Annotated in this window: 22 protein-coding genes; 10 read left to right on the forward strand and 12 right to left on the reverse strand. The window is 68.9% G+C overall.

Translation table 11 applies throughout. The annotated features are described in order from the left end of the window. Positions 1–69: 69 nt before the first annotated feature. Positions 70–1,656, forward strand: a complete 1,587-nt coding sequence (locus tag ABZV44_RS15115; protein WP_354836239.1) for a beta-N-acetylhexosaminidase — start codon at positions 70–72, stop codon at positions 1,654–1,656. Here ABZV44_RS15115 and ABZV44_RS15120 read toward each other — a convergent pair whose 3' ends face one another. After that, on the reverse strand, positions 1,657–2,565 hold the full coding sequence (locus ABZV44_RS15120; RefSeq protein ID WP_354836241.1) for a C40 family peptidase: 909 nt from the start codon (positions 2,563–2,565) through the stop codon (positions 1,657–1,659). Between the two features lie 299 nt (positions 2,566–2,864). Here ABZV44_RS15120 and ABZV44_RS15125 point away from each other — a divergent pair, with 299 nt between their 5' ends. Together ABZV44_RS15125 and ABZV44_RS15130 are read left to right on the forward strand one after the other, a co-directional pair. Beyond that, the gene (locus tag ABZV44_RS15125; RefSeq protein ID WP_354836243.1) at positions 2,865–3,611 is read left to right on the forward strand and encodes a ParA family protein; all 747 of its coding nucleotides are present in this window, start codon (positions 2,865–2,867) and stop codon (positions 3,609–3,611) included. Then, complete coding sequence (locus tag ABZV44_RS15130) at positions 3,611–4,663, forward strand: hypothetical protein (protein WP_354836245.1); 1,053 nt, start codon at positions 3,611–3,613, stop codon at positions 4,661–4,663. The genes ABZV44_RS15125 and ABZV44_RS15130 overlap by 1 nt, the downstream gene beginning before the upstream one ends. A 223-nt stretch (positions 4,664–4,886) precedes the next feature. Here the strand turns inward: ABZV44_RS15130 and glpR are convergent, their stop codons facing one another. The 4 genes from glpR to ABZV44_RS15150 all read right to left on the reverse strand — a co-directional run bounded on the left by glpR (position 4,887) and on the right by ABZV44_RS15150 (position 9,246). Beyond that, positions 4,887–5,993, reverse strand: a complete 1,107-nt coding sequence (gene glpR, locus ABZV44_RS15135) for a gephyrin-like molybdotransferase receptor GlpR (RefSeq protein ID WP_354836247.1) — start codon at positions 5,991–5,993, stop codon at positions 4,887–4,889. Between the two features lie 273 nt (positions 5,994–6,266). Continuing rightward, positions 6,267–6,917, reverse strand: a complete 651-nt coding sequence (locus ABZV44_RS15140) for a GNAT family protein (RefSeq protein WP_354836249.1) — start codon at positions 6,915–6,917, stop codon at positions 6,267–6,269. A 9-nt stretch (positions 6,918–6,926) separates the two neighbouring features. Further along, the gene (gene glp / locus ABZV44_RS15145) at positions 6,927–8,186 is read right to left on the reverse strand and encodes a gephyrin-like molybdotransferase Glp (protein ID WP_354836251.1); all 1,260 of its coding nucleotides are present in this window, start codon (positions 8,184–8,186) and stop codon (positions 6,927–6,929) included. 97 nt (positions 8,187–8,283) lie between these two features. Beyond that, positions 8,284–9,246, reverse strand: coding sequence for a UTP--glucose-1-phosphate uridylyltransferase (locus tag ABZV44_RS15150; protein ID WP_354836253.1), 963 nt, complete (start codon positions 9,244–9,246; stop codon positions 8,284–8,286). 199 nt (positions 9,247–9,445) lie between these two features. On the opposite strand from ABZV44_RS15150, the gene ABZV44_RS15155 reads away from it, so the two are divergent. The 5 genes from ABZV44_RS15155 to mscL all read left to right on the forward strand — a co-directional run bounded on the left by ABZV44_RS15155 (position 9,446) and on the right by mscL (position 13,289). Continuing rightward, the gene (locus ABZV44_RS15155; RefSeq protein WP_354836255.1) at positions 9,446–11,101 is read left to right on the forward strand and encodes a metallophosphoesterase family protein; all 1,656 of its coding nucleotides are present in this window, start codon (positions 9,446–9,448) and stop codon (positions 11,099–11,101) included. Between the two features lie 23 nt (positions 11,102–11,124). Further along, a complete protein-coding gene (locus ABZV44_RS15160; RefSeq protein ID WP_354836257.1) occupies positions 11,125–11,709 on the forward strand; it encodes a 5-formyltetrahydrofolate cyclo-ligase in 585 nt (194 codons plus the stop codon). 70 nt (positions 11,710–11,779) lie between these two features. Continuing rightward, on the forward strand, positions 11,780–12,079 hold the full coding sequence (locus ABZV44_RS15165; protein WP_354836259.1) for an FmdB family zinc ribbon protein: 300 nt from the start codon (positions 11,780–11,782) through the stop codon (positions 12,077–12,079). An 87-nt stretch (positions 12,080–12,166) separates the two neighbouring features. After that, on the forward strand, positions 12,167–12,814 hold the full coding sequence (locus ABZV44_RS15170; RefSeq protein WP_354836261.1) for an SAF domain-containing protein: 648 nt from the start codon (positions 12,167–12,169) through the stop codon (positions 12,812–12,814). Between the two features lie 76 nt (positions 12,815–12,890). Further along, on the forward strand, positions 12,891–13,289 hold the full coding sequence (gene mscL, locus ABZV44_RS15175; RefSeq protein WP_354836263.1) for a large conductance mechanosensitive channel protein MscL: 399 nt from the start codon (positions 12,891–12,893) through the stop codon (positions 13,287–13,289). Between the two features lie 89 nt (positions 13,290–13,378). Here mscL and ABZV44_RS15180 read toward each other — a convergent pair whose 3' ends face one another. The 7 genes from ABZV44_RS15180 to ABZV44_RS15210 all read right to left on the reverse strand — a co-directional run bounded on the left by ABZV44_RS15180 (position 13,379) and on the right by ABZV44_RS15210 (position 20,133). Beyond that, positions 13,379–14,059, reverse strand: coding sequence for an MspA family porin (locus tag ABZV44_RS15180; RefSeq protein ID WP_354836265.1), 681 nt, complete (start codon positions 14,057–14,059; stop codon positions 13,379–13,381). Positions 14,060–14,124: 65 nt separating this feature from the next. Continuing rightward, positions 14,125–14,802: an MspA family porin gene (locus ABZV44_RS15185; RefSeq protein WP_354836267.1), complete on the reverse strand. Its 678-nt coding sequence runs from the start codon at positions 14,800–14,802 to the stop codon at positions 14,125–14,127. Between the two features lie 403 nt (positions 14,803–15,205). Next, positions 15,206–15,454 carry a hypothetical protein gene (locus ABZV44_RS15190; protein ID WP_354836269.1) on the reverse strand — a complete coding sequence of 83 codons (249 nt, stop codon included), beginning with the start codon at positions 15,452–15,454 and terminating at the stop codon, positions 15,206–15,208. Further along, a complete protein-coding gene (locus ABZV44_RS15195; RefSeq protein WP_354836561.1) occupies positions 15,451–15,945 on the reverse strand; it encodes a MogA/MoaB family molybdenum cofactor biosynthesis protein in 495 nt (164 codons plus the stop codon). Before ABZV44_RS15195 ends, ABZV44_RS15190 begins: the two co-directional genes overlap by 4 nt. A 98-nt stretch (positions 15,946–16,043) precedes the next feature. Further along, positions 16,044–17,228, reverse strand: coding sequence for a trypsin-like peptidase domain-containing protein (locus tag ABZV44_RS15200; protein ID WP_354836563.1), 1,185 nt, complete (start codon positions 17,226–17,228; stop codon positions 16,044–16,046). Between the two features lie 740 nt (positions 17,229–17,968). Beyond that, positions 17,969–19,354, reverse strand: a complete 1,386-nt coding sequence (locus ABZV44_RS15205; protein WP_354836565.1) for a HAMP domain-containing sensor histidine kinase — start codon at positions 19,352–19,354, stop codon at positions 17,969–17,971. Between the two features lie 89 nt (positions 19,355–19,443). Continuing rightward, positions 19,444–20,133, reverse strand: coding sequence for a response regulator transcription factor (locus tag ABZV44_RS15210; protein ID WP_354836271.1), 690 nt, complete (start codon positions 20,131–20,133; stop codon positions 19,444–19,446). A gap of 330 nt (positions 20,134–20,463) precedes the next feature. Between ABZV44_RS15210 and ABZV44_RS15215 the strand changes: the two genes are divergently transcribed. Together ABZV44_RS15215 and ABZV44_RS15220 are read left to right on the forward strand one after the other, a co-directional pair. After that, on the forward strand, positions 20,464–23,424 hold the full coding sequence (locus ABZV44_RS15215) for an ATP-binding protein (RefSeq protein WP_354836273.1): 2,961 nt from the start codon (positions 20,464–20,466) through the stop codon (positions 23,422–23,424). Continuing rightward, entirely contained in the window at positions 23,421–23,828 is a 408-nt protein-coding gene (locus tag ABZV44_RS15220) for a roadblock/LC7 domain-containing protein (protein WP_154789962.1), read from the forward strand. Before ABZV44_RS15215 ends, ABZV44_RS15220 begins: the two co-directional genes overlap by 4 nt. Positions 23,829–23,837: the final 9 nt, after the last annotated feature.

Below are 23,837 nucleotides of genomic sequence, written 5' to 3' on the forward strand. Positions count from 1 at the left end.
CGTCCATGTCGGCCGGTAAATCCCAGCATCGTATGACGTATCAGGGGCCCGAAGGGTTCAATTGTGGCCGTGCCCGGGATTTCGATTCTCCCCAGTCGCCATTTCCGCCGCCTCGCCGCCGGTCTCGCGCTGGCAACCTCCTGGACTTTCGTCCATATCTCCGCGATTCACGCGGATTCTGTTGCAGCGCAACAGCTTCCAGCAACCATCCCGAGTATTCAGCATTGGACGCCGACCGGATCGGACGAGCCCGGATTCGTTCTCGGCTCCGAACCCCGCATTATCGCCGACGCCGGCTCCACCGAAATCGCGGAACACCTTGCCGAGGACCTGATCCGGGCCGGAAAACCGATCTCCCTGACCACGGGTAGCGACCGGCCGGGCGATATCGTGCTGCGCACAGGCGATATCGACGACCCTCCCTCGGAGTCGTATCGCATCGCCGTCACCGATCGGCTCACCATTACCGCCGACAGCCCGACCGGCATCGTGCACGGCACCCAGACCGCCCTGCAATGGCTGCGGCAGACCAGCACCCTGCCCCGCGGCGTCGCCGAGGACCGGCCGGACTACAGCGAGCGCGGGCTCATGCTCGACACCGGGCGCGAGTTCCTTCCCGCCGACTGGGTGAAGGCCCGCATCCGCGACGCCGCGTACCTCCGGATGAACCTGGTGCAGCTGCATCTGTCGGACTCGCAGGGCTTCCGGCTGGCGAGCGTCATGCACCCGGAGATCACCTCGCCCGAGCACTACAGCGCCGACGATATTCGCGAAATGGTCTCCTATGCACAGTCTTTCGGTATCGATATCGTGCCCGAAATCGACATGCCCAGCCACATGAACGCCATCCTGGCCCAGCATCAGGACCTGGTCCTGCGCCCGGCCCGCACCACACCGCAGGACGCGGTGCTGGACAGCGCGATCGGCGGCGGTGTCGGCGGCAAGATCGATCTCACCAATCCCGCTGCACGCCAATTGATCAGCGACATTCTGCACGAGTTCGTACCTCTGTTTCCCGGGCGCTACTGGCACCTGGGCTGTGACGAGTACATTTCCGACTACACGCGTTATCCCCAGCTGGGTGACTACGCCACACGGACTTTCGGCCCGGGAGCCGCACCCGGCGATATCATCATCGACTTCGCCAACTGGGCAGCGGATCTCGTCGAATCGCTCGGCAAGACGCCGCGGGTCTGGAACGACGGCTTCGACCATCCTGGAGTCCTGACACCGAAACCCGAACTGGTGGTGCAGTACTGGTCGGCCGGCGCCGGTGGGCTGCCGTGGCTGCCCGGCGGTCGCACACCCGCCGACTTCACCCGGGACGGGCATCCCGTCCTCAATGCGGCCTTCACGCCCACGTACTTCACGACCGGCGGGCCGGCCGCGGCGCTCAACGCTCCGCCGGAACTGCTGTGGGCCTGGGACCCGGGGCTTTTCGTGAACGGGCAGCGACTGCCCGATTCCGATCGCCCGCTGTTGCGTGGCTCCATGCTCTTCCTCTGGTGCGATGATCCTGCCGCCCTGGCTCCGGAGCAGATCGTCGCTCCGCTGCGGGCCCGGCTGCCGGTCATGGCCCAGCAGTTGTGGGCGGGCACCGGCGGGATCGGGTATCCGGACTTCCTCGGCCGCGCGTCCGCGGTCGGGTGGTCCTGATCAGAAGCGTCTGGCTCCGGCCATCGGCATGGTGGTCAGCGGTGAGACCTTCACCCCGGAACCGTAATCGCTGGCGTGGATGACCTTTCCGTCACCGAGATACAGAGCGGAATGGCCGCCGCCGTAATAGGAGACCAGATCACCCGGTTGCAGATCGTCCACCGACACCGGCGTTCCGGCGGCCAGCTGCGAATAACTGGTACGCGGCACTTCGACTCCGGCCTCACGATACGACCACTGCACCAAACCCGAGCAGTCGAAGGTATCCGGGCCATCACCCCCCATGACGTAGGTCGCGCCGAGCTTGGTGCGGGCGGCCTCCACGGCGCGTTCGCCGACGGTCTTCTTCGGCATGGCCGCGGGTACCGGCGCACGGGGCGCCGCGGGATCGGTCACGCCGGGGATTCCGACCAGCGGGGGCAGGCTGCTGGGCACCGCGAAGGTGCCGAGACCGGCCACCACCACCGAGCGGGATTCCGGAGCCGGGATCCCGGGGTACAGCGGTATGGGCGAAAGCGCCTGGACCGGAATCTGATCCGGTACGGGGTCGGCCGGGGCGATAGTGATATGTCCCGGAATCCCGACCATGCGCGAGGCATCCGCCCAGCCGACGGCGGAGGTCTCGCCGACCGCGGGCTGCGGCGCGATATCCACGCCCGGCAGCGTGATATCCACACTCGGCACGGAAGCGAGGCCGAACTGGGTCGCGATCTCGGTGGGAATCTTGATCTCGGTGGGAATCTCGATCTCCCCGATACCGGGGACCGAGACCGGCGCTGCGTGCGCGTGGCCCGCTGTGAACAGCAGGGCTGCTCCGACGGCTGCCGCGCCGAGGACTCCTGTCGCCAGGGTCCGCAGGCTCAGCCGCGGTAGCACTCGAACCTTCTGTCTATCACCGTTGGTTTCCATGAGCGGTCGTCCTCCGATCAAGCCGTGAAAGCTATTCGGTTTCCGTCCATCACACTCGAACTCTTCGGTCCTGCAGCAGATCCGAGAGTGCATATTTCGCCCGAATTGCACGGGGTGCAACAAGTGACATGCGTGTTATCGATAACGAAACAGTAACCATTGACGGCTGTGTCCAATTGGACACAGCCAATTTTCATCGAATTCGACGACATCGCGCGAGCCTTCACGAGCCCGGACGCGCGACCGTGTGAGACTGATCGACGGAAAAACAGCCCTCCCCATCATCAGGAGGATGATCGATGACCAAATCCGGTGCGCTACCGAATCTTCCCGAGCCCCTGGTTGTCACACTGGGGAATCTCAAAGGCGGCGTGGGTAAAACGACCTCCGCCTTCTTTCTCGCCTCGTATTTCGCCACGGTGCACGAACTTCGGGTGCTCGTGATCGACGCCGACCCGCTCAGCCAGACCGGTTACTCCTGGTATCGGCGGCTACAGCGGGCCGAGGTCGGCATTCCTTTCGAATTGCTCGCCTTCCCGTCCCGGCACGTGAACGACTGCATCACCGACAATTCCGCGAACTACGACGTGATCATCGTCGACGCCGGCGGCGAATCGGCCGACATCTTCAAGGCCGCCGTCACGGTGAGCGATGAGCTCGTTCTCGTCACCAGCGTCAGCCCGTCGGAGGTCAAACGCGTGCCCAGTACCTATCGCGCCGCGGAAGAGGCGGCCGCCGAACACGAAAAGGCCATCCGGGTGCGAGTGCTCATGACCAAGGTTCCGGTCACCATGAAGAACGGCGTCAATGTCTCCACCGAATACCGCACGCAGCGCGCCAATCTGGAGGACGCCGAATACGACGTATTCGAATCCTATGTGAGCGCCTGGAAGTGGTACCGCGAAGCCGCCGACGGTGAAGTCGGCGACGGCGCGGAGAATCCGATCGAGGATCTCGGCGAATACCGTTCCGTCGGTGACGAATTGATACAGCCCTATCTGGAGGCCGCGCAGTCCGGTCGCATGCCGGCGGAGGTGTCGGCCTGATGCCGCCCCAGCGCCGCAAGAGTTCCATCGGCGGGGGCCTGGGCCGCAACCCGCTCGCCGACGAGGCCGAGCACACTCCCCCGGTCTCGCCGCTGCGCGACGCCAAATGGCCGCGAACCCCGAAGCTGTCCCAGGCCGCGACCACCGTGCTCATGGCGCCCGCCAAACCCGCACAGCCGGAGGCGGACTCGGCGATATCCGCACCGGAACCAGCGCAGTCGACACCGGCTCGGGAGACGGCCGCACCCGCCCCGGCACCGCCCGAACCCGTGCCGACCGCACCCGAACCGGTTGCCGCCCCGGCCGCTTCGGCACCGCCCGGACCCGCACCGGTCCGGGCGGCCGCCCCGCCGCAGGTCGAGCCCGCGCCGAGCGTGCTCGACCTGCCGCTGCCCAGTGCGGGTGGCGAGGGACCGCTCAGCCGGACCGAAGCCGATCAGCTCGAGCTCTGCGAGTCCTCCATCGACGCGCTGCGGGTGGCCTTCTGGACCGCCGGGCGCGCCCTGCAGATCGTCCGCGACGGGCGGCTCTACCGCGCCGATCACGCCACCTTCGACGAGTACGTCGAGAAGCGGTGGGACATGCAGCGGTCCTACGCGCACAAGCTGATCCGGGCCTGGCCGCTGGCCTCCCGCCTGCACCCGCTCGCGCCCGCCATCAACGAGGGACAGATCCGCGAGCTGCTACCGGTGGCCGCAGCCCACGGCGAGGACGCGGCGGTCACCGTCTACACCACACTGGCCGCCGACGTGAAGGTCACCGCGGGCAAGCTGCGCGAAGCGGTCGCGGTGCTGCCCGACGATTACGACGAGGCCACAGTGGTGCAGCGGCTGCGGGCGTGGCTGCGCGGCGACCTCATCGAAGAGCAGACGCAGACACCCGATCTGTTCAGCTCGGTGGAGTCGCGCCTCACCGCGCTCACCCAGAAGGTGGTCAAGGGCTCCACCGACCATCCGGTCGCGGCCCGCGAATTCGCGGCCAAACTGCGGACGCTCGCCGAACTCATCGAGCGCCAGATTCCGCTTGCCGGGCGAATGCCCGACACCGAATAGCGTCCGCACCGTCACAGCGCTACTCCGCATCGTCGAAAGGGCCCGGCCGAGTGCCGGGCCTTTTCGATGTCCGCGCTCGCCGCCGGGAATTCGATAGGAATGCAATCTTTCTGAAATAGTAAAAACCTATCAGGCGAGGCTTTGCCCGCACGGCACGACTTTGCCCGCACAGCAAAAAGGCTCCCCGATCGCTCGGGGAGCCCTCGCACTGTGTCCGGTAGGTCTACTCGCCCACCACGCGGCGTTCGCGGGCGCCGGCGGCGCGCTGGCGGGTGGCGCGGGCGGCCGCGGCGTCGAACAGCTCCAGATGCTCGAACAGCGGGTCCTCGTCATCGGATTCGACCAGGACCGCCCGGCGCAGCTGGGTACGAGTCTGCTCGCGATCCGGGCGTGGGCGTTCGCGGCGGCGCGACTCCTCCTCGTCGTCCTCGTCGTCCTCGGCGCGCTTGCGGGCCAGGCGGGCGGCGCGGCGGCGGCGGATGTCCTCCTCGATGCGGACCTGTCTGCGTAGGTAACCCAGGTACGCCACCAGGACCGTGCCGGACAGGGCGCACAGCCACCACAGCACCGCCGAGACGGCGAGACCGGCGGCGGCCAGGATGAGGGTGAACAGCACCAGGCCCAGCACGGCGCGCTGACGGAAGGTGTAGCGGGCCGCCCGGGCGGCGGCATCGGCCTCGGGATCGAAACCGCCGCGGCCACGACGGGACGGCACGAAATCCGCGTCCTCGTCCTCGGATTCGAGCTCCGGTTCCGGTGCCGGATCGGGCTCGCGCAGCGCGGGGGTGCGGGCGCGCTGGGGCGCCTCCCGCCGTTCTTCGCGCTCGGCCTCGCGGTCGGCGTCGTCTGCCACCGCCCCATCGTTCTCGGGTTCGCCCTCGGCCGTGGCGGTTTCGGGGAGCGTCTCGGACTCGGCCGGCTCGGACTCGGATTCGGCCGCGATATCCGCCGCCTCGACACCGTCGGCCGAATCCCCCTCGGGCCCGGGCACTTCGGCGGGCGGCGTCTGCGCTTCGGCGATGGGCGCAGCCTCGGTGTCGACTTCCTTCTCGTCCGATGCAGCTGCGTCGTCCGATCTGGTCATCCGATCCTCCGGATCCTCGCTCGGGTGCTGAAGCTTTCTGCGAACCGGCACGTAATCCGGGTCGGTGTCATGTCCGGTCGCCGGACCTTTCCTGGTGCGCTGTGCGGCACCACCGCGATGCAGGATCCGCGTGGAGAGCGCGGCGTCGGTGTGCTGCCGGATACGAGGATGGCGGTTGGCCAGCATCGGAAACAGGACGAAGACCCAGAGCACCACCAAACCGATCCACAAGATCGAATTCGGCATTGCCGTCACACCTCCGTCCCGCCCAGCTCATAGTCCCTTCGACGTGCACCGCAGCGCCTACCGGTGGGTACCCAGACGCACCACCGGAACCCGTAGGTTAATTCCACACCGGGGTAATTCCCCACAGGCGCGCCGACCACACAAGTAACACTAGTAACAGCCGACCCCTCGGTCGTTGTCCGGGTCGGGCCCCGGAAACCCGATTCGGCGGGGCAATTCTGGTGAGCCGCAGGCAGAGGCGGTAATCGGGCCGCCGAAATACACAGCGAGTTATCAGGCTCTGGCGGCGCGTCCGGCGCGAATCAGCCTGTCCACCACCGTTCCTGAGACCTCTTCGACCGTCATGCCGACCAGCAGGTGATCGCGCCAGGCCCCGTCGACATCCAGGTAGCGCTCCAGCAGGCCCTCCTCGCGGAAGCCGACATTGCGCAGAACCGCCTGGCTGGCAAGGTTTTCCGGCCGCACCGTGGCCTCCACCCGATGCAGGCCCACCTCACCGAAGCAGTGGTCCAGCCCCAGTGCCAGCGCCGCGGTGGCCACGCCCTGCCCGCTCAGCTCGCTCGACACCCAGTAGCCGATCCACGCCGAACGCAATGCGCCGCGCACGATATTGCCCACCGTGAGCTGCCCGCTGAACACGCCGTCGACCTCGATGACCAACGGGATCATGGCGCCGCGCCGGGCCTCGGCCTTCAGCGCCGACCACAGCGCGGGCCAATTGCTCGAGTGGTTGCGCGCCTCCCACGGGCCGCGGCCGGTCGGCTCCCACTTCTCCAGATAGTCCCTGTCCCGGATGCGAATCCGGCTCCACGCGGAGGCATCACGCAAACGGATCGGACGCAGCGTGACGATGCCCGCGGCGACCCGCACCGGCCCCAGATGGGCCGGCCAGCCCGGATGCTGGGCGGTCCGGAAGACATTCATCTCCACGCCTCACCCTCGCTGCGCAAGGAACGCGACCTGCACCTCGTCACCGGTGCGCACCTCGGTGACCTCGGGATCGATCACGATGAGGCTGTTGGCCTCCGCCATGGTCGCCAGCAGATGCGAGGACGCCCCGTTCGGGCCGCCCAGCGGCTGCACCAGGTAGTCGCCGGTCTGCTCGTCGCGCATGAGCTGCGCGCGCAGATACCCGCGCCGGCCCGGAATCGAGGCGATCGGCAGGATGGTGCGCGCCCGCACCATGCGCCGCATGGGATGGCGGCGGCCCAGCGCGATCCGGATCAGCGGACGCACCATGACCTCGAAAACCACCAGCGCGCCAACCGGATTCGACGGCAGCAGGAAGGTCGGCACCTCGTCGCGGCCCAGCAGGCCGAAACCCTGCACCGAGCCCGGATGCATGCCCACCCGGGTGATCTCCAGCTCGCCCAGACCCTCGAGGGCCTCGCGCACCTGCTCCGACGCCCAGCCGCCGACCGCGCCCGCGATCACGACCACCTCGGAGCGAACCAGCTGGCCCTCCACCACATCTCGCAGCCGCTTGGGATCGGAGCTGACGATGCCGACCCGGTTCACGTCCGCGCCCGCGTCGCGCGCGGCGGCGGCCAGCGCGTAGGAGTTCACGTCGTAGACCTGCCCCGGTCCGGGGGTGCGGTCGATGTCGACCAGCTCGCCGCCGACCGACAGCACCGACAGCCGCGGCCGCGGATGCACCAGCACCTTGTCCTTACCCACCGCGGCCAGCAGACCCACCTGGGCCGGGCCGATGATGGTGCCCGCGCGCACGGCCAGATCGCCGGGCTGCACATCGTCGCCGATGCGGCGCACGTAGTCACCGGAGCGCACCGACTCGTAGACCTTCACCCGGGCCCGGCCGCCGTCGGTGTTCTCCAGCGGCAGCACGGCATCGGCGAGGGTGGGCAGCGGCGCGCCGGTGTCCACGCGCACGGTCTGGCGCGGCTGCAGCCGGATCGGCTGCCGCGATCCGGCGGCCACCTCACCCACCACCGGCAGGCTCAGGTTGACCGAATTACCGTCCTCGTCACGGATATTCGCGCCCGCGCCGGCCACATCCACACTGCGCACGGCGTATCCGTCGATCGCGGCCTGATCGAAGCCCGGCAGCGGCCGCTCGGTCACCACGTCCTCGGCACACAGCAGTCCCTGAGCCTCGCTGATCGCGACCCGGACCGGCCGCGGGGCCACGGCCGCAGCGGTCACCTTGATCTGCTGATCCTCAACCGAGCGCATGCCGCCCTTCCGTTGTCTCGCCCGCCGCCGTCGACGTGTCGCCCGCCGGGCCGCCCACGCGACCCCGGCGCCTGTCCTTCACTTCTGCCCGTTGCGGCTATTCGTACGAGGTCAGCTGGGGATTCCAGCCGGACCCGAGCCGCTGCTCGAGCCACTCCCGCAGGGCGGGACCGTATTCCTCGCGTTCCAGAGCGAAATCGACCGCTGCTCGAAGATAACCGCCCGGGTTCCCCAGATCGTGTCGCGACCCACGATGCACCACGACGTGTACCGGGTGACCCTCGGCGATCAGCAGCGCGATGGCGTCGGTCAATTGCAGCTCACCGCCCGCGCCGGGGGTGATGCGGCGCAGCGCGTCGAAGATGGCGCGGTCCAACAGGTATCGCCCGGCCGCGGTGAAGGTCGACGGGGCGTCGGCGATGGCGGGCTTCTCCACCATGCCGTTGACCTTGAGCACGTCCTGCGGGCGGCCGGGCAGCTCCTCGACATCGAAAACGCCGTAGGCACTGACCTCTTCCTTCGGCACGTCGATGGCGCACAGCACCGAGCCGCCGTAGGTGCTGCGCACCTTGGCCATCAGCTCGAGCACGCCGCCGGGCAGCACCAGGTCGTCGGGCAGCAGCACCGCGATGGCGGACTCGTCCGCGTCGAGCACCGATTCCGCCTGTGCCACCGCGTGACCCAGGCCCAGCGGCTCCTCCTGCACCACCGAGGTCACGTCCAGCAGCGCGGGCGCCTTGCGCACCTTCTCCAGCAGATGGAACTTGCCGCGCTCGGCCAGGGTGCTCTCCAGCACCAGGTCCTCGACGAAATGTGCGACCACACCGTCTTTTCCGGGCGAGGTCACGATCACCAGCCGATTGGCGCCGGACTCCGCGGCCTCGGCGGCGACCAATTCGATGCCCGGTGTGTCGACCACCGGCAGCAGCTCCTTGGGCACCGTCTTGGTCGCGGGCAGGAACCTCGTGCCGAGCCCCGCCGCGGGAACCACCGCGGTACGGAAGCACGACTCGGCTGCGCCGCCGTTCGACGACTCGGCTCCGCCGCCATTAGCTGTCATGAATTCACCCTATCCATCCGTCACACGCCCGAGACCGGCTCAGGGCCGCCTCGATATCCCCGAGAGCCTAAGGGGCGGGAGCGCCGGGAGCGCACCGAACGCCGGACCGGAGCGGAACTGGCAGACCGACCTGTTCATTTCATTTCAAGTTCGCCGCACTGTGACCTCTCACGTACCCAACGGTTGTTAGCTGACACCCATGACCGATCGTGAGGATTCCCACAGCCCCGATTCCACCTCGGACAACCCGGCCGCATCCGCCGCGAACTCGCCCGACGGCGCGCGCGGGCTGAGCCGCCGCCGGCTGTTCGGCGCGTCCGCGGTGGCCGGGCTGGCCGGGCTCGCGGTCGGCGCCGGCGGAGCGGTCACGCTGCGCGGCGGCGCATCGAACTCCGAGGCATGGCCGCGCTCGGCCGAACTGGTGACCACCCCCGACCGCGCGGCCGCGCCCCGGGTCGCGGGCCTGCACCTGCAATTCGGATCCGACACCACCCGCGAGGTGGTGGTCAGCTGGCACACCACCGGATCGGTCACCAAGCCCACCGTGCGCTACGGCACCGCCGACGCCGGCTTCGGCAAGAGCGTGCAGGCCGAGACCCGGACCTACCGGGATGCCAAGTCCGGCATCGAGATTCAGGCCCACCACGCCCGGATCACCGGCCTGTCCCCCGACACCGACTACGTGTACGCCGCCGGGCACGACGGCGCGCCGCCCGAACTCGGCACCATCCGCACCGCGCCCGCGGGCCGCGCCAAGTTCCGGTTCACCAGCTTCGGCGACCAGGGCACGCCCACCGTCGGCAAGATCGTCGACGGCAAGGCCCTCAACGACAACCTCGGCTCCCAGTACGCCGGCGACGTCACCTCGGCGGTGGAATCGCTGGCCCCGCTGTTCAACCTGGTCAACGGCGACCTCTGCTACGCCAATATCGCCACCGACCGCATCCGCACCTGGAACGACTGGTGGGCCAACAACTCTCGCTCCGCCCGCTACCGGCCCTGGATGCCCGCGCCCGGCAACCACGAGAACGAGCTCGGGAACGGGCCCATCGGATACCAGGCGTTCCAGACCTACTTCACCGTCCCGGAATCCGGTAGCGAGGACCACGCCAAGGGCCTCTGGTACTCGTTCACCGTCGGCGGCGTGCGGGTGATCGCGGTCGCCAATGACGACATCTGCCTGCAGGACGGCGGCAACTCCTACGTCAGGGGCTACTCGGGCGGCGCCCAGAAGCGCTGGCTGGAGGGCGAACTGGCCCGGGCTCGGGCCGATAAGGGCATCGACTGGGTGGTGGTGTTCATGCACCAGGTCGCCATCTCCTCGGCCGACAAGTTCAACGGCGCGGACCTGGGCATCCGGCAGGACTGGCTGCCGCTGTTCGACAGATACCAGGTCGATCTGGTGCTGTGCGGGCACGAACACCATTACGAGCGTTCGCATCCGGTGCGCGGGGTGACCGGGTCCGAGACGCTGACCCCCAGACCCGCCGACACTCGCAAGGACGTCGTCGACACCAGCAAGGGCACCGTGCACCTGGTGATCGGCGGCGGCGGCACCTCCTCGCCGTCGAATCAGCTGTTCTTCCCCGGCGACAAGTGCCGGGTCATCACCGCGGTCGGCGAGGTGGATCCGGCCACCGGCAAGAAGGCGCCGGTGTACGTCCTCGAGGACGCGCCCTGGTCGGCCTTCAAGGACGCCGAACACCCTTACGGTTTCTGCGCTTTCGACGTGGACCCGGGTCAGCCGGGCGGCAACACCACCATCACCGGCACCTACTACGCCCTCACCGGGCCGACCAGCGATCTGAAGGCCGTCGATACCTTCATCCTCACCCGGCCGCGCTCGGACCGCTGACCCGCCCGTCCTAGGGTGGAAGCGTGACCGACGAGCGGGACAAGCGCGCCTGGCGCGAGGAGATCCTCGCGCGGCGCCGGGCGCTGCCCGCCGCCGACCGGGAGCGCGAGGCGGCGGCACTGGCCGCGGCGGCCGGGGCGCTCGCCGCCGCGGAGTGGGTGTGCGCCTACGTGCCCGTCGGCGGTGAGCCCGGCTCGCTCGCCATGCTCGACGCGCTGCGGGCCGCCGGGGCGCGGGTGCTGCTGCCGGTCACCGGCGAGCCCGGTCCGCTGGAGTGGGCCGAGTACACCGGTCCGGCGGGGCTGCGGCGCGGGCGGTTCGGACTCCGGGAACCGGAAGGCGCGCCGGTCGCGAATGGGATCGCGAAGGCCGCGGCGATTCTGGTTCCGGCATTGGCGGTGGACCGGCGCGGGGTTCGATTGGGGCGCGGGGCCGGTTATTACGATCGAAGTCTGAGCGCCTGCCGCACCGACGCGCGATTGATCGCGGTGGTGCGTGACGACGAACTCGTGGAGCGTTTGCCGGAAGAGCCGCACGACCACCGAATGGGGTGGGCACTGACCCCGCTCGGGGGCCTGCGACGGCTCGAAGATCGGGTCGGGAATTGACACCCGATTGGCAGCGTTGGCACTGCCAGCTGTAGAGTGCTAATTCGACGAAGAGCGTGGAGGTTTCCCGATGCCTACTTACTCGTATGCATGCACCGAGTGCGACAACAAGTTCGACATCGTGCAGTCCTTCTCCGACGACGCGCTGACCACCTGCGACCAGTGCAACGGCAAGCTCCGCAAGCTGTTCAACTCGGTCGGCATCGTCTTCAAGGGCAGCGGGTTCTACCGCACCGACAGCCGCAACGGATCGACCTCCTCCGAGCCGGCCAAGTCCTCGTCCACCTCCTCGGAGAGCTCCAGCTCCACGGCCTCGAGCTCCTCGACCTCGGCCGCGTCGACCAGCGGCTCCAGCACCTCCGCCGCCTGATCCGAGTTTCTCCACAGGCTTTTCGTTATCCACAGCCCGGGTTCCGCCCGGGCCTGTCGGTACCGGGGCGACCGTACGCTGCCCCGCATGACGCGACCGTATCGAGCCATCCTGCAGGAGTTCCGTAGCCGCCTGATCTGGGCGGACGCGGTGCTACTGCGGCGGGCCGGGGCGGTCGCGCTGCTCGTTCTGGCGGGGTTTCTGGCCGTGCGCGCCGACCCGGCGGCCGGACACACCCCGGTCCTGGTCGCCGCCCGGGATCTGCCACCCGGACAGGTGCTCGGCGACGGCGATGTGCGGGTCGCGGCACGGGAGACAGCGACCCTGCCCGCCGGCGCCGTGCGGGAGGCCGCACGGCTGCGCGGAGCCACCCTGGCGGGCGCGCTGGCGGCGGGTGAGATCGTCACCGAGGTCCGGGTGGTAGGGCCGCGGCTGGCGGCGGTGGCGGCGCAGTCCGCCGATGCGCGCATTGTCCCGATTCGCTTGGCGGACAATGCCGTTGCCGAAATCCTGCGGGCCGGGGACCGGGTGGACGTGGTGGCCGGCGAGGACTCGGGCGGGGGCGGGCGTCCCGCGCGGCTGCTCGCGGCCGACGCGGCCGTGGTGCTGGTGTCGGGCACGGAGAACCCGCGCGGGCGCACCGACCGGATCGTGCTGGTGGCATTGGATTCCCGGCGGGCCGCCGCGGTGGCCGCGGCCTCGCTGCGGACGGCACTCACCGTCGTGTTCCACTGAACCGGCCCGCGGGTGAACTAGCATCCCGTATACCCCCATTACTGCGTTCGATCCCTCAGGTAGAGGAGCTTCCGCAATGCTCAAGGGTTTCAAGGATTTCCTGATGCGCGGCAATGTCATCGACCTGGCGGTGGCCGTGGTCATGGGTACCGCCTTCGTCGCCATCGTCACCGCGTTCAGCGACGGCATCATCACCCCGCTGCTCGCCGCATTGGGCGGCACCAGTCAGCTCGGCCTGGGCTTCCAGCTGGTGGCCGACAAACCGGCGACCTATGTGGCCGTCGGCCCGATCATCACCGCGGCCATCAACTTCGTGATCATCGCGGCGCTGCTCTACTTCGTCCTGGTACTGCCGTACAGCAGGGCCAAGAAGCTGTGGGGCACCGCGGAGGACCCGGTCACCGACACCGAACTGCTAACCGAGATCCGGGACCTGCTGGCCGCGCGCAGCGCCGGTGGCAAGCACGAGATGTGAACGGGGACATAGCAATATCGGATCGGGATACAGCAAACGGGCCCGGCGCGAAAAGCGCCGGGCCCGTTGCCATTACCAGCTAGCGGGTTTTACCCCAGGCTGAAGGGCTGGCCCCACAGGGTGACCCAGCTGATGACGTTGTCGGTCTCGACCTCGACGCTCACGAAGGAGCGCGCCTGGGCGTAACCGGCGCAGCCGTTCAGGCCGATGGTCTCATCCGACCAGGTCACCGAACCGTCGGTGCCCTTGAAGGCATTGCGGACCTTGTGGGCTTCCTTGCCGTAGTCGTCCGGCATTTCCAGGTCGAGGATGTAGAACGACTTGGCCTGGCCCGGACCCAGGGTCAGGTTGGCGCCGGAGTTGGCGCCGGCGGACGGGGTGACGTTCCCCGAGCTGTCCCAGCTCGCGCCGCCGTCGGCACCGCCGCTGACGTTGCCGCCATCGATGGTGACCTGGCAGCCGACCACGTAACCCGGGAAGATCTTGCCGCCGGTGGCGGTGGTGTCACCGGAGATGTGGACCTGCGCCGACGCCGAGACCCAGGCGTTGCGGTGCACGGGGGTGGCGCCCAGCGACGGGCTGATGTTGGCGGACTCGCCGACCAGCTTCACCGTGACAACGGTGCCGTCGGACAGGGTCTGGGTGATTTCGCCGCCCGGCAGCGGCACGAAGGTGTCGGCGTTCGCCGCACCGGTGGAGAGCAGGCCAAGGGCGGCGGTGGCAACGGCACCTACACCGGCCGCCCGCGCCACGGTCTTACGGATACTCATTTCTGTTGTCCCTCGTGGGTCGAATTCGCTTATGCGAGAAAGGATTTGGCGGGTCGAGACCACGGTCAGCCGATGCTGAACGGCTGTCCGTAGAGCGTGGTCTTCGAGTAGTCGTTGCCGATGACTTCGACAGTGGTGTACGCACGCGCCTGGGCGTACCCCGCGCAACCCTGAATCTGCATCTCCGCGTCCCGGTACTCGACCGAGTAGGTGCCGGACTTGGTGATGTCCTTGGAGTCGATCTGAACGAAGGCGACCTGGCCGGGGCCGAGGTTGACGCCGATGGAACCACCGACGCCCGCGCTGTTCAGGCTGACATTGCCGGAGATACCGGCGGAGATGGCGTCCTCACCGATGCTGATCTGGCAGCCGACGATGTAGCCGGTGCTGATGATCGACGAACCATGGGTGGACGAATTGTTCGAACCCGGGCTGTTGGTCGGGCCGTTCCACGGACCGACGGTGCCATCCGGAGTGTCGACGACGGCGCTCGCGGCGCCGCTGACCCATACGACACGACCCGCGCCATTGGCGGCGAGCGACGGCGACACGATCGCGTGCTCACCGGTGCGGGTGATGGTGACGGTGCCCGCCGGGTTCACCTTCTGGCCGTCCGGCAACGGCACGAAGGTGTCGGCGTTAGCGGCACCAGTGGAAAAAAGGCCGAAGGCCACGGCCGCAGCCGCGCCGATGCCCGCAATGCGGGCAGCGGTACGCGCACCGTGGGTGCGGTTCTCGCTCATACTTCCCCTCATCAGGTTTCAAGCAGTTCAACCTCGACCACCGAGGTTGAAATGGGACCCTTCCGAATCCCCGGTTGAGTTTGTCGCCACATTGTTGCCACCGTGTTACTGGTCACAAATTCTTTTGGCGTAGCGACGGAGGGCACTTTACATCACAGGAGTGGGCTCTGAGACGTGAGCGAACAGAGTTGACCACTGGCCAACACAAACCCGCAGGTATGTCGAGAAAGTCGCGGATAGCAAAAGGGGCCCGGAGCTAATCACGACGGGCCCCTTCGGATTCCGCTGGGCGGAAACTGATCAAACGAAGGTGACCTGACGGGGGCCGAGGTTCAGGCCGACGGCGGATCGCCGGGTATGAATACGTCGCGAGCGCGACTCGACCGCGATGCCGGCAGCAGACTCAGCCGTGATGCGGCGGAACTTGGGAGCGCAGCCAATCATCGGAGGATCGGCCGGATTCGGGCTCGGGAGTGCGCTCGTCCGTGGTCGTGGACGGCAGCTCGTCACCGAAGATGCGCGCCAGCCGGGCGCGCTCGGCGGGTGTCAAACGACGAGACCCCGCCCGGCGCTCGGCCGGACGGGGTGGTTCCGAGGTCTCGGATGACCCTGAGGTCTCGGATGACTCGGAAGGCTGCTCGGCGTCGATCATTCCGACAGACCGGACAGTTCATCGATGACCCGGCTGGCCAGCGGGCCCAGGGTGGCCATGCCGTCCCGGATCGCGGCGCGCGAACCCGGCAGGTTCACCACCAGCGTGCTGCCCGAGACCCCGGCCAGACCGCGGGACAGCCCCGCGTCCAGCGAACCCGAGGCCAGCCCGGACGAACGCAGCGCCTCGCTGATGCCGGGCAGCACCCGGTCCAGCACCTCCTCGGTGGCCTCCGGGGTCACGTCACGCGGCGACATGCCGGTGCCGCCGACCGAGATGACCAGGTCGACACCACCGATCACCGCGGTATTGAGCGCATTGCGGATCTCCACCTCATCGGCCTGCACCGACACCGAGGCGTCCACCAGGAACCCGGCCTCGGTGAGTAGTTCGGTGACCAGCGGACCCAGCGAGTCCACCCCGCCATGGGCGGTTCGATCGTCGACGACCACGACAAGAGCACGGCCCGCGACAGCGGTATCGATTTCCATGGTGCTCACCGTAGCGCCCTTGTCCGACAACAGCTCCCAGCCCCCGTCCCCGGTGACGCGAATCGCCGGGGTCGGTTCTCTACCGCTCTCGTGAATCATCATCGGCCGCCCTCCGCAGCTGCCTCGCCGAGGGTCACCTCGACGGTCTTGGGGTTCTTGCCCTGGTCGTCGGTGTAGGTCACCTTGACCTTGTCGCCGGGCCGGTGCGAGCGCACCCCGGCAATCAGCGAATTACCCGAATCCACAATCTGATCATCGATTTTCGTAATGATCGCGTTCTTCGGAATGCCCGCCTTGGCGGCCGGGCCGTCGGGCGACACGTCCATGACGCGCGCGCCGTTGACGTCGTCCTGCGCCCGCACGGTCACCCCGATCTGGGCGTAGGTGGCCTTGCCGTTCTTGATCAGCTCGTCGGCGACCCGGCGCGCGGTGTCCACCGGAATGGCGAAGCCGAGGCCGATGGAGCCGCTCTGCGCACCCGCCGACTCGGCGGTGCCCATGGTCGCGATGGCGGTATTGATGCCGATCAGCTTGCCGCTCATATCGACCAGCGCGCCGCCGGAATTGCCCGGGTTGATGGCCGCGTCGGTCTGGATGGCGTCGATGACGGTGCCCTGCGAGCCCGGCTCACCGCTGGTGGAGACCGGGCGGTTGAGCGAGGACACGATGCCGCTGGTCACCGTGCCCGCCAGGCCCAGCGGCGAACCGATCGCCACCACGCCCTGGCCGACCTGCAGGTTCGCCGACTGGCCCAGATCGATCGGCTGGAGACCGGTCTTGCCGGTGACCCGGATGACCGCGACGTCCGACACCGAATCCGCGCCGACCACGGTGGCCGGGGCGGTCGTGCCGTCACTGAAGGCCACATCCATCTTGGCGTTCTGGCCCGCGCCGCTGACCACGTGGTTGTTGGTGAGGATCAGGCCGTCCGAGGACAGGATCACGCCCGACCCCTCTCCCTCGGCCCGTGCGCCGGCGACCCGGATCATGACCACGCTGGGCAGCACCTTCTGCGCCACCGCCTGCACCGAACCTTCCGGCGCGGGCGCGGTCTTGCCATTGCCGAGCGGCTGATCGAGCGCGTTGGTCACCGTGGAGCGGGTGTCGTTGTGGTGGGTGGCCAGCGCGCCGACCGCGCCGCCGATCCCGCCGCTGAGCAGCGCCAGCACCACCGCACCCGCGACCAGACCGGTGCGCCCGGACCGCTTGGGCGCGGGCGCGCCCGCGTAGGGCATCCCCGGCGCGCCCGGCATGCCCGGGCCGCCCGGTGCACCCGGAATCACCTGTGTCGGATGCTGTCCGGTGGCGTACCCGGCCCCCGACGCCACGTACGCCTGCCCGTACAGCCCGGCCGGAATCTCCTCGGTCGGATGCTTCCCAGCCCCGTACTGCGCCGAATAGGGCTGTGCCCCACCGAAAGCCGCGCCGTAGGCCGGGGTGCCCTGCGGCGCACCGTAACCCGCGCCGGGCAGGATCTGGGTCGCCGGGTCCACGCCGTAGGCGGGGCCGCCGGCACCCGGATGGCCCGGTGCCGCGGGACCCGGAACCGATTGTCCGGCAATGCCGGGACCGGGTCCGGACGGGACTCCGGAGCCCGGTCCCTGGACGGCACCGGTGGAAAAGGATTGCGCCGCACCGAATCCGGCGGGAGCCGCGGAGGCGGGGGTGGCCGATCCGGGGGCCGCGGCCGGTTCGGCGGGGGCTGGATGGCCCGACTGCGCAGGTGGCGTCATTCCGCCAGGGGCGGGTGCGCCCGGCTGCGGGGCCGCGGAGGCGGCGAAGCCGTCGAAGGGCTGGGATCCGGCCTCGGGGGTGGCGGAGCCTGCGGGGTCGCGCTTGGGCAGGCCGGAGGCGGTGGTATCCGGGGCGTCGCCTTCGGGCTCGGGGCCCTGCCCGCCTGCGGGGGATACTGTCGAATCCTCGGTCATTTCTCGTTTTCTCCTCGAGTCTCGTCGCCAAGCCTGGCGGTAACGACTGAGAGTGGACTGAGACCGTGCTTGCTTTTCGCCGAGCTTTCCGGCGCTCAGTCCGGCGCCGAGTCGGGCAGCGGCGGTGCGCCTTCTCCAGGCAGCACGATACGGATCAAAGCGCCGCCGCGGTCGGAAGTATCGATGTTGATGGTGCCACCGTGTTTGGTCACCACCTGCTTGACGATGGCCAGCCCGAGTCCGGAGCCGGGCATGGAGCGCGAGGCGGTGGTCCGGTAGAAGCGTTCGAACACCAGTTCCCGCTCGGCGGGCGGAATGCCGGGCCCGGCGTCGTCGACGGCGAACTCCAGCAGCCCGCGTCCGCTCTCGCGCATGGCGACGAAGACCTTGGCGCCCTCGGGGCTCCATTTGGCCGCATTGTCGAGCACATTGAGCAGTGCGCGTTCCAGTCCCGGTTCGTCGCCGTAGATGAACCAGGGGCGCAGCTCGGCGTCGAATTCGATTCCGGTGCGCCGCCGCCGGACTCGTTCCAGCGCCCGCTCGGCCACGTCGCCGAGGTCGATCTGCTCGTAGACGGTCTCGGGCGCGTCCTCGCGGGCCAGGTCGACCAGATCGCCGACCAGCGTGGACAACTCCTCGATCTGGGCCATCACGTCGGAGCGCAGTTCGGCCATGTCCTCGTCGGGGATGCGGGGCGCGCCCGGCCGGGAGGAGGCGATGAGCAGTTCCATATTGGTGCGCAAAGAGGTCAGTGGCGTCTTCAGCTCATGGCCGGCGTCGGCGACCAATCGGCGCTGTCGTTCCCGGGATTCGCCCAGGGCCCGCAGCATGGTGTTGAAACTGTCGGTGAGCCGGGCGAGTTCGTCGTCGCCGGTGACCGGGATGGGGGTGAGGTCGTCGGTGCGGGCGATGCGCTCGGTGGCGGCGGTGAGCCGGGCGATGGGCCGCAAGCCGGTGCGGCCCACGGTGGTTCCGGCCGCCGCGGCCACGATGACCCCGCAGCCGCCGACCACGAACAGCAGCCAGGCCAGCCGGTCCAGCACCTCCTTGGTGGGCTGCAGCCGCTGCGAGACGACCAGGGTGGATCCGGAGTGCGTGCGCCGCGCCAGTACTCGCTGATCCTCGACGGTGCGCAGCGAGAAGCCGATCTCGCCGCGGGCCACCGCGCGCTCCTGATTGCCGATGGGCGGAAGCGTGGTCTGCGGGGGCACGTATTGCGACTGATCCGGGAAGACCAGGGCGACGCCGACATCGCTGGAGTACAGCCCGGCGAACACCAGCGACTGGAAACCGAGGCTGTCGAGGTTGTTGTCGATCATCACCGAAGCCCGCGCCCGCAGTTGCGAATCCACGTCCGCGTACAGCGAGCGCGCCACCATGGCGTAGGCGGCGATGGAGGTGAAGGCGACCGCGACGGCCACCACGGAGGCGGCCAGCAGCGTGACCCGCCAGCGCAGCGAGACCGACCGGGTCAGCGGCATGGGCGGCCGCAGCTCGGCCGACTCCGGACGCGACCCGAGTCCGGCGACCACCGGCCGCCGGGGAACGGTTCTTCCCACGAGCACGGCTCCTACGGCGGGGTCTCGCGCAGCACGTAGCCGACGCCGCGCACGGTATGGATGAGACGCGGTTCACCGTCGGCCTCGGTCTTGCGGCGCAGATAGCCGATGTACACCTCAAGCGCATTGCCGGAGGTGGGGAAGTCGTAGCCCCACACCTCCTCCAGAATGCGGCTGCGGGTGAGCACACGACGGGGGTTGGCCATCAGCATTTCCAGCAGCGAGAACTCGGTGCGGGTCAGGCTGATCTGGCGTTCGCCGCGGGTGACCTCGCGGGTGACCGGATCCAGCGACAGGTCGGCGAAGGCCATGGCCTCCGAGAAGGCGTCGGCCGGATCGCCTGCGGTGCGGCGCAGCAGCGCGCGCAGCCGGGCCAGCAGTTCCTCCAGGGCGAAGGGCTTGGGTAGGTAGTCGTCGGCGCCGGCGTCCAGTCCGGCGACGCGTTCGGAGACCGAATCCCGTGCCGTGAGTACCAGAATCGGCAGATCGTCCCCGGTGCTGCGGAGCCGGCGGCACACCTCGAGCCCGTCGAGCCGGGGCATCATGACGTCCAGGACGAGGGCGTCGGGTCGCTGACTGGCGGTCTTCTCCAAGGCGTCCAGACCGTCGACCGCGAGGTCGACGGTGTACCCGTTGAAGGTCAGCGAGCGACGCAGCGATTCCCGGACCGCGCGGTCGTCGTCGACTACCAGAATGCGCATGGCAACCAGTCTGCCCACAGCGACTGAGAGGTGACTGAGAAGGTCCCCTTCGACACGCCGGACGAGTGAGGCAGATGACCTGCGCGTTTCACGGAGGGCCGACGCCAAGTGGTTGCGGTGTCACCCAAATTCGCGCGAAACCCGTTGCGGGAAGGCCGCATTCGGGAACTAAACCTCAAAGTCCTACGAATTGCCGTTGGACAGCTCACGCGGTATGTTGCAGGCCGTAAAAGAAGACCCTTAGTTGGTTCCGCGCGGGTTCGACCCCAAAGCCGTACAACCGCATACGTACCCGAGGGTCAATCGTGAAGCGGAGGCGACGGAAGCGGGATGGAAGCAGCACCCCGGTCCTGGCAATTCAGCCTGTCCAACTGGCCCGTTACCCGCAAAGTCGGGATCGTGCTGGTGCTCCCGGTGCTCCTCGCCGCGACGTTCGCGGTACTGCGCATCAACAGCGAATTGCAGACCATTTCGAAACTGAGCGCGGCGAGCGAGCAGATGGACGTGCTCCGCCCCACGATCAAATTCCTCGTCACCAGCAACGAACTCGCGGTCGCCGCGATCACCGGCGGCAATCAGGACGTCGACCCCGACCTCGACGCCGCCACGGCCAAGTTCGATCAGGCCGAGGCCGAACTCGAAACAGTCCTCAAGTCCTCGAACGCCGATCCGGGTGTCACGAAGGAACTCGGCGCCTCCATCGCCGTCGCCAAGACCATGCGCAACAGCCTGCGCACCAGCTCCCCGCAGACCATCGGCGATCAGGTCGACGAGGTGCAGACCCGGGCGCAGAACGCGCTCGCGGGCGCGCCCACCGTCGGCGACCTCCGGGTGCAGCAGTCCTTCCTGCAGTTCGGCGCCGCCGAGACCGCCTCGCGCCTGCTCACCCAGGAGCGGATCATGCTCGCCGCGCCCGGGGCGGGTTCCAATCCGGCGCTGCGCACCAAGCTGCTCACCGCCATCGGCGCCGAGATCACCATGATCGAGGTGTATCGCGGCATGGCGCCGGACGCGGCGCAGAACGCGAACACGCTGAAGGACAATGCCGGCGCGCGTGTCGGCATCCTGATGCAGAACGTGCCCGATCCGGGCAGCCTGCCGGCCATGCAGGACTCGTTGCGCGGCAGTGCCGACGCCTACGAGAAGGAAGTGTCCACGGTCGCGAACTCGATGGACTCCAAGCTGGCCGCCCTCACCACCGAGGCGCGCAACAACGTGCTGCGCGACACCTCCATCGTGATCGGCATGCTGCTGGCCGGTCTCGCGCTGGCGCTGGTGGTGGCCCGCTCGCTGGTCGTCCCGGTCCGCCGCCTGCGGCGAGACGCCTTGCAGGTGGCCCACATCGACCTGCCGCAGGAGCTCGAGGTGGTGCGCGCCGGCGGCGCGACCCCGGAGATCTCGCCGGTCGACGTGCACACCACCGAGGAGATCGGCCAGCTGGCCCGAGCCGTCGACGACATCCACTCCCAGGCCCTCCACCTGGCCGCCGAACAGGCGCGACTGCGCCTGCAGATCGGCAACATGTTCGAAACCCTCTCGCGCCGCAGCCAATCCCTCGTCGAACAGCAGCTGTCGCTGATCGAGGAGCTCGAGCGCGACGAGGACGACTCCGAGCGCCTGCAATCGCTGTTCCGCCTCGACCACCTCGCCACCCGCATGCGCCGTAACGGCGACAACCTGCTGGTGCTGGCCGGAACCGCGCTGCGCCGTGGCCATCTCGCGCCGGTGCCGCTGTCGGACATGCTGTGGTCCTCGGTCTCCCAGGTGGAGGACTACCAGCGCGTGGAGATCGGCACCGTGCCCGACGGCATCGTCGCCGGTGAGCCCGCCGTCGACATCGAGCACCTGCTGGCCGAGCTGATCGACAACGCGCTGCGCTACTCCCCGCCCACCACCCCGGTGGCGGTGTCGGTGGCGCGCGCCGTGGACGGCGGCTACCTGATCGAGATCACCGACCGCGGCCTCGGCATGAACGCCGAGGACCTGCAGGGCATCAACGACCGCCTGGCCTCCGGTGGCGAGGTCAATGTCGAGACCGCCCGCCGCATGGGTCTTTTCGTCGTCGGCCGCCTGGCCAAGCGGCACAACATCACCGTCAGCCTGCGCCGCACCTCCGCCATGGTGCAGCAGCCGGGCATCACCGGCAGCGTGCACCTGCCGGGCAGCCTGGTCTCGCCCGCGCCGGAGCGCGTCGGCGACCCCACCGGTCAATACCCCGTCGCCTCCCCGCTGCCGGTGCCCCCGGCGGCCCTGGCCTCCGGCCCGATCGCGATGCCGTCCGGGCCGATTCCGGTACCGTCCGGCCCGATTCCGGCGCCCTCGGGCCCGATCACGGGCCCGCAACCCGTGCTCGCCCCGCCGCGGCTGACCCCGGTGCCGAACCTGCCCGAGCCCGCCCCGGCCACCACCACCGCGCGTTTCACCAGTTCCGGCCTGCCACAGCGCAAGCCGGGCCCCGACACCGGTGAGCAGCCGATCGTTCCTACGTTCGCCGAGCCCCCGCCGGTGCAGGACCGGTTCTCGGACGGCTTCACCGACGCCTTCACCGAACCCGAGGACGCGCGTGCCTACAGCGTGTCCGCGCTGCGGCCGGAACCGGCTGCGCCGCAGCAGAGTCCCGCGCCGGTGCACTACTGGGGCGAGGCGCGCACGCCCGAGCCGGAGCCGGCTCCCGAGTCCGTCTGGATGCCCGAGACCGTCGCGCCCGCCCCCGAGCCGCAGATCGCGGAGCCGGCGCAGGGCTGGAATCCGAACGGGCCCGACACCGGCAGCTACTTCGGCAACGGGTACAGCGCGTTCGGCGACAACGATCGGCCCACGATCCCGGCCGCCGACACCAGCGGCAGCACGAACGGCAACGGCGGCACGAACGGCAACGCCGACACCAATGTTCGCGGCGACGAGGCCGCACCCGCCGCCACGCGCCCGGTCGCTCCCCCGCCCGGCCTGCGTCCGGTCGGCGCGGCCCCGACCCCGATCTATCAGCGCATGGTGTCCGAGTGGCTGGTGGAACCGGCCGACGGAAACCAGAACGGCGCTGCCTGGTCGTCGAGTTCGGACACCGGCTGGGCCGCGGCCGAAGAGGCGGCCAATCCGACCACAACCAGTCGCACCGAGGGCGGCCTGCCGATTCGGCGACCCGGCGCCCAGCTGGTGCCCGGTGCCGTCGCCCAGGAGGACGACGGCAGCGGCCGCAATCCGGACGAGATCCGCGACAGCCTCGCCAGGCATCTCAGCGGCGTCCGCTCCGGGCGGGCCGACTCCCAGTACAACGACGGAGGGCATGCATGACCGACACCCAGCGCACCACCACCGATGAGAATCTGAACTGGCTGGTCACCCGCTTCACCCGGGAGGTACCGGGCGTTTCGCACGCCGTCCTGGTCTCCGCGGACGGTCTGCTGCAGGCCACCAGCCCGCACCTGCCGGCCGACCGCGGTGAGCAGCTGGCCGCGGTGACCGCCGGTCTGGCCAGCCTGTCCGCCGGGGCCGCACAGCTTTTCGAGGGCGGCAAGGTGATGCAGTCCATCGTCGAGATGCAACGCGGCTACCTGCTGGTCATGAGTGTCGGCAATGGCTCGCACCTGGCGGTGCTGGCCAACAAGCAGCACGACATCGGCCGCATCGGCTACGAAATGGCCCTACTGGTCGACCGGGTCGGGTCCGTGGTCTCGGCCACCGCCCGCACTGCCTAGATGAGCTGC

The sequence above is a fragment of the Nocardia sp. NPDC004860 genome (genome assembly GCF_040609015.1).
Lineage (GTDB): Bacteria > Actinomycetota > Actinomycetes > Mycobacteriales > Mycobacteriaceae > Nocardia.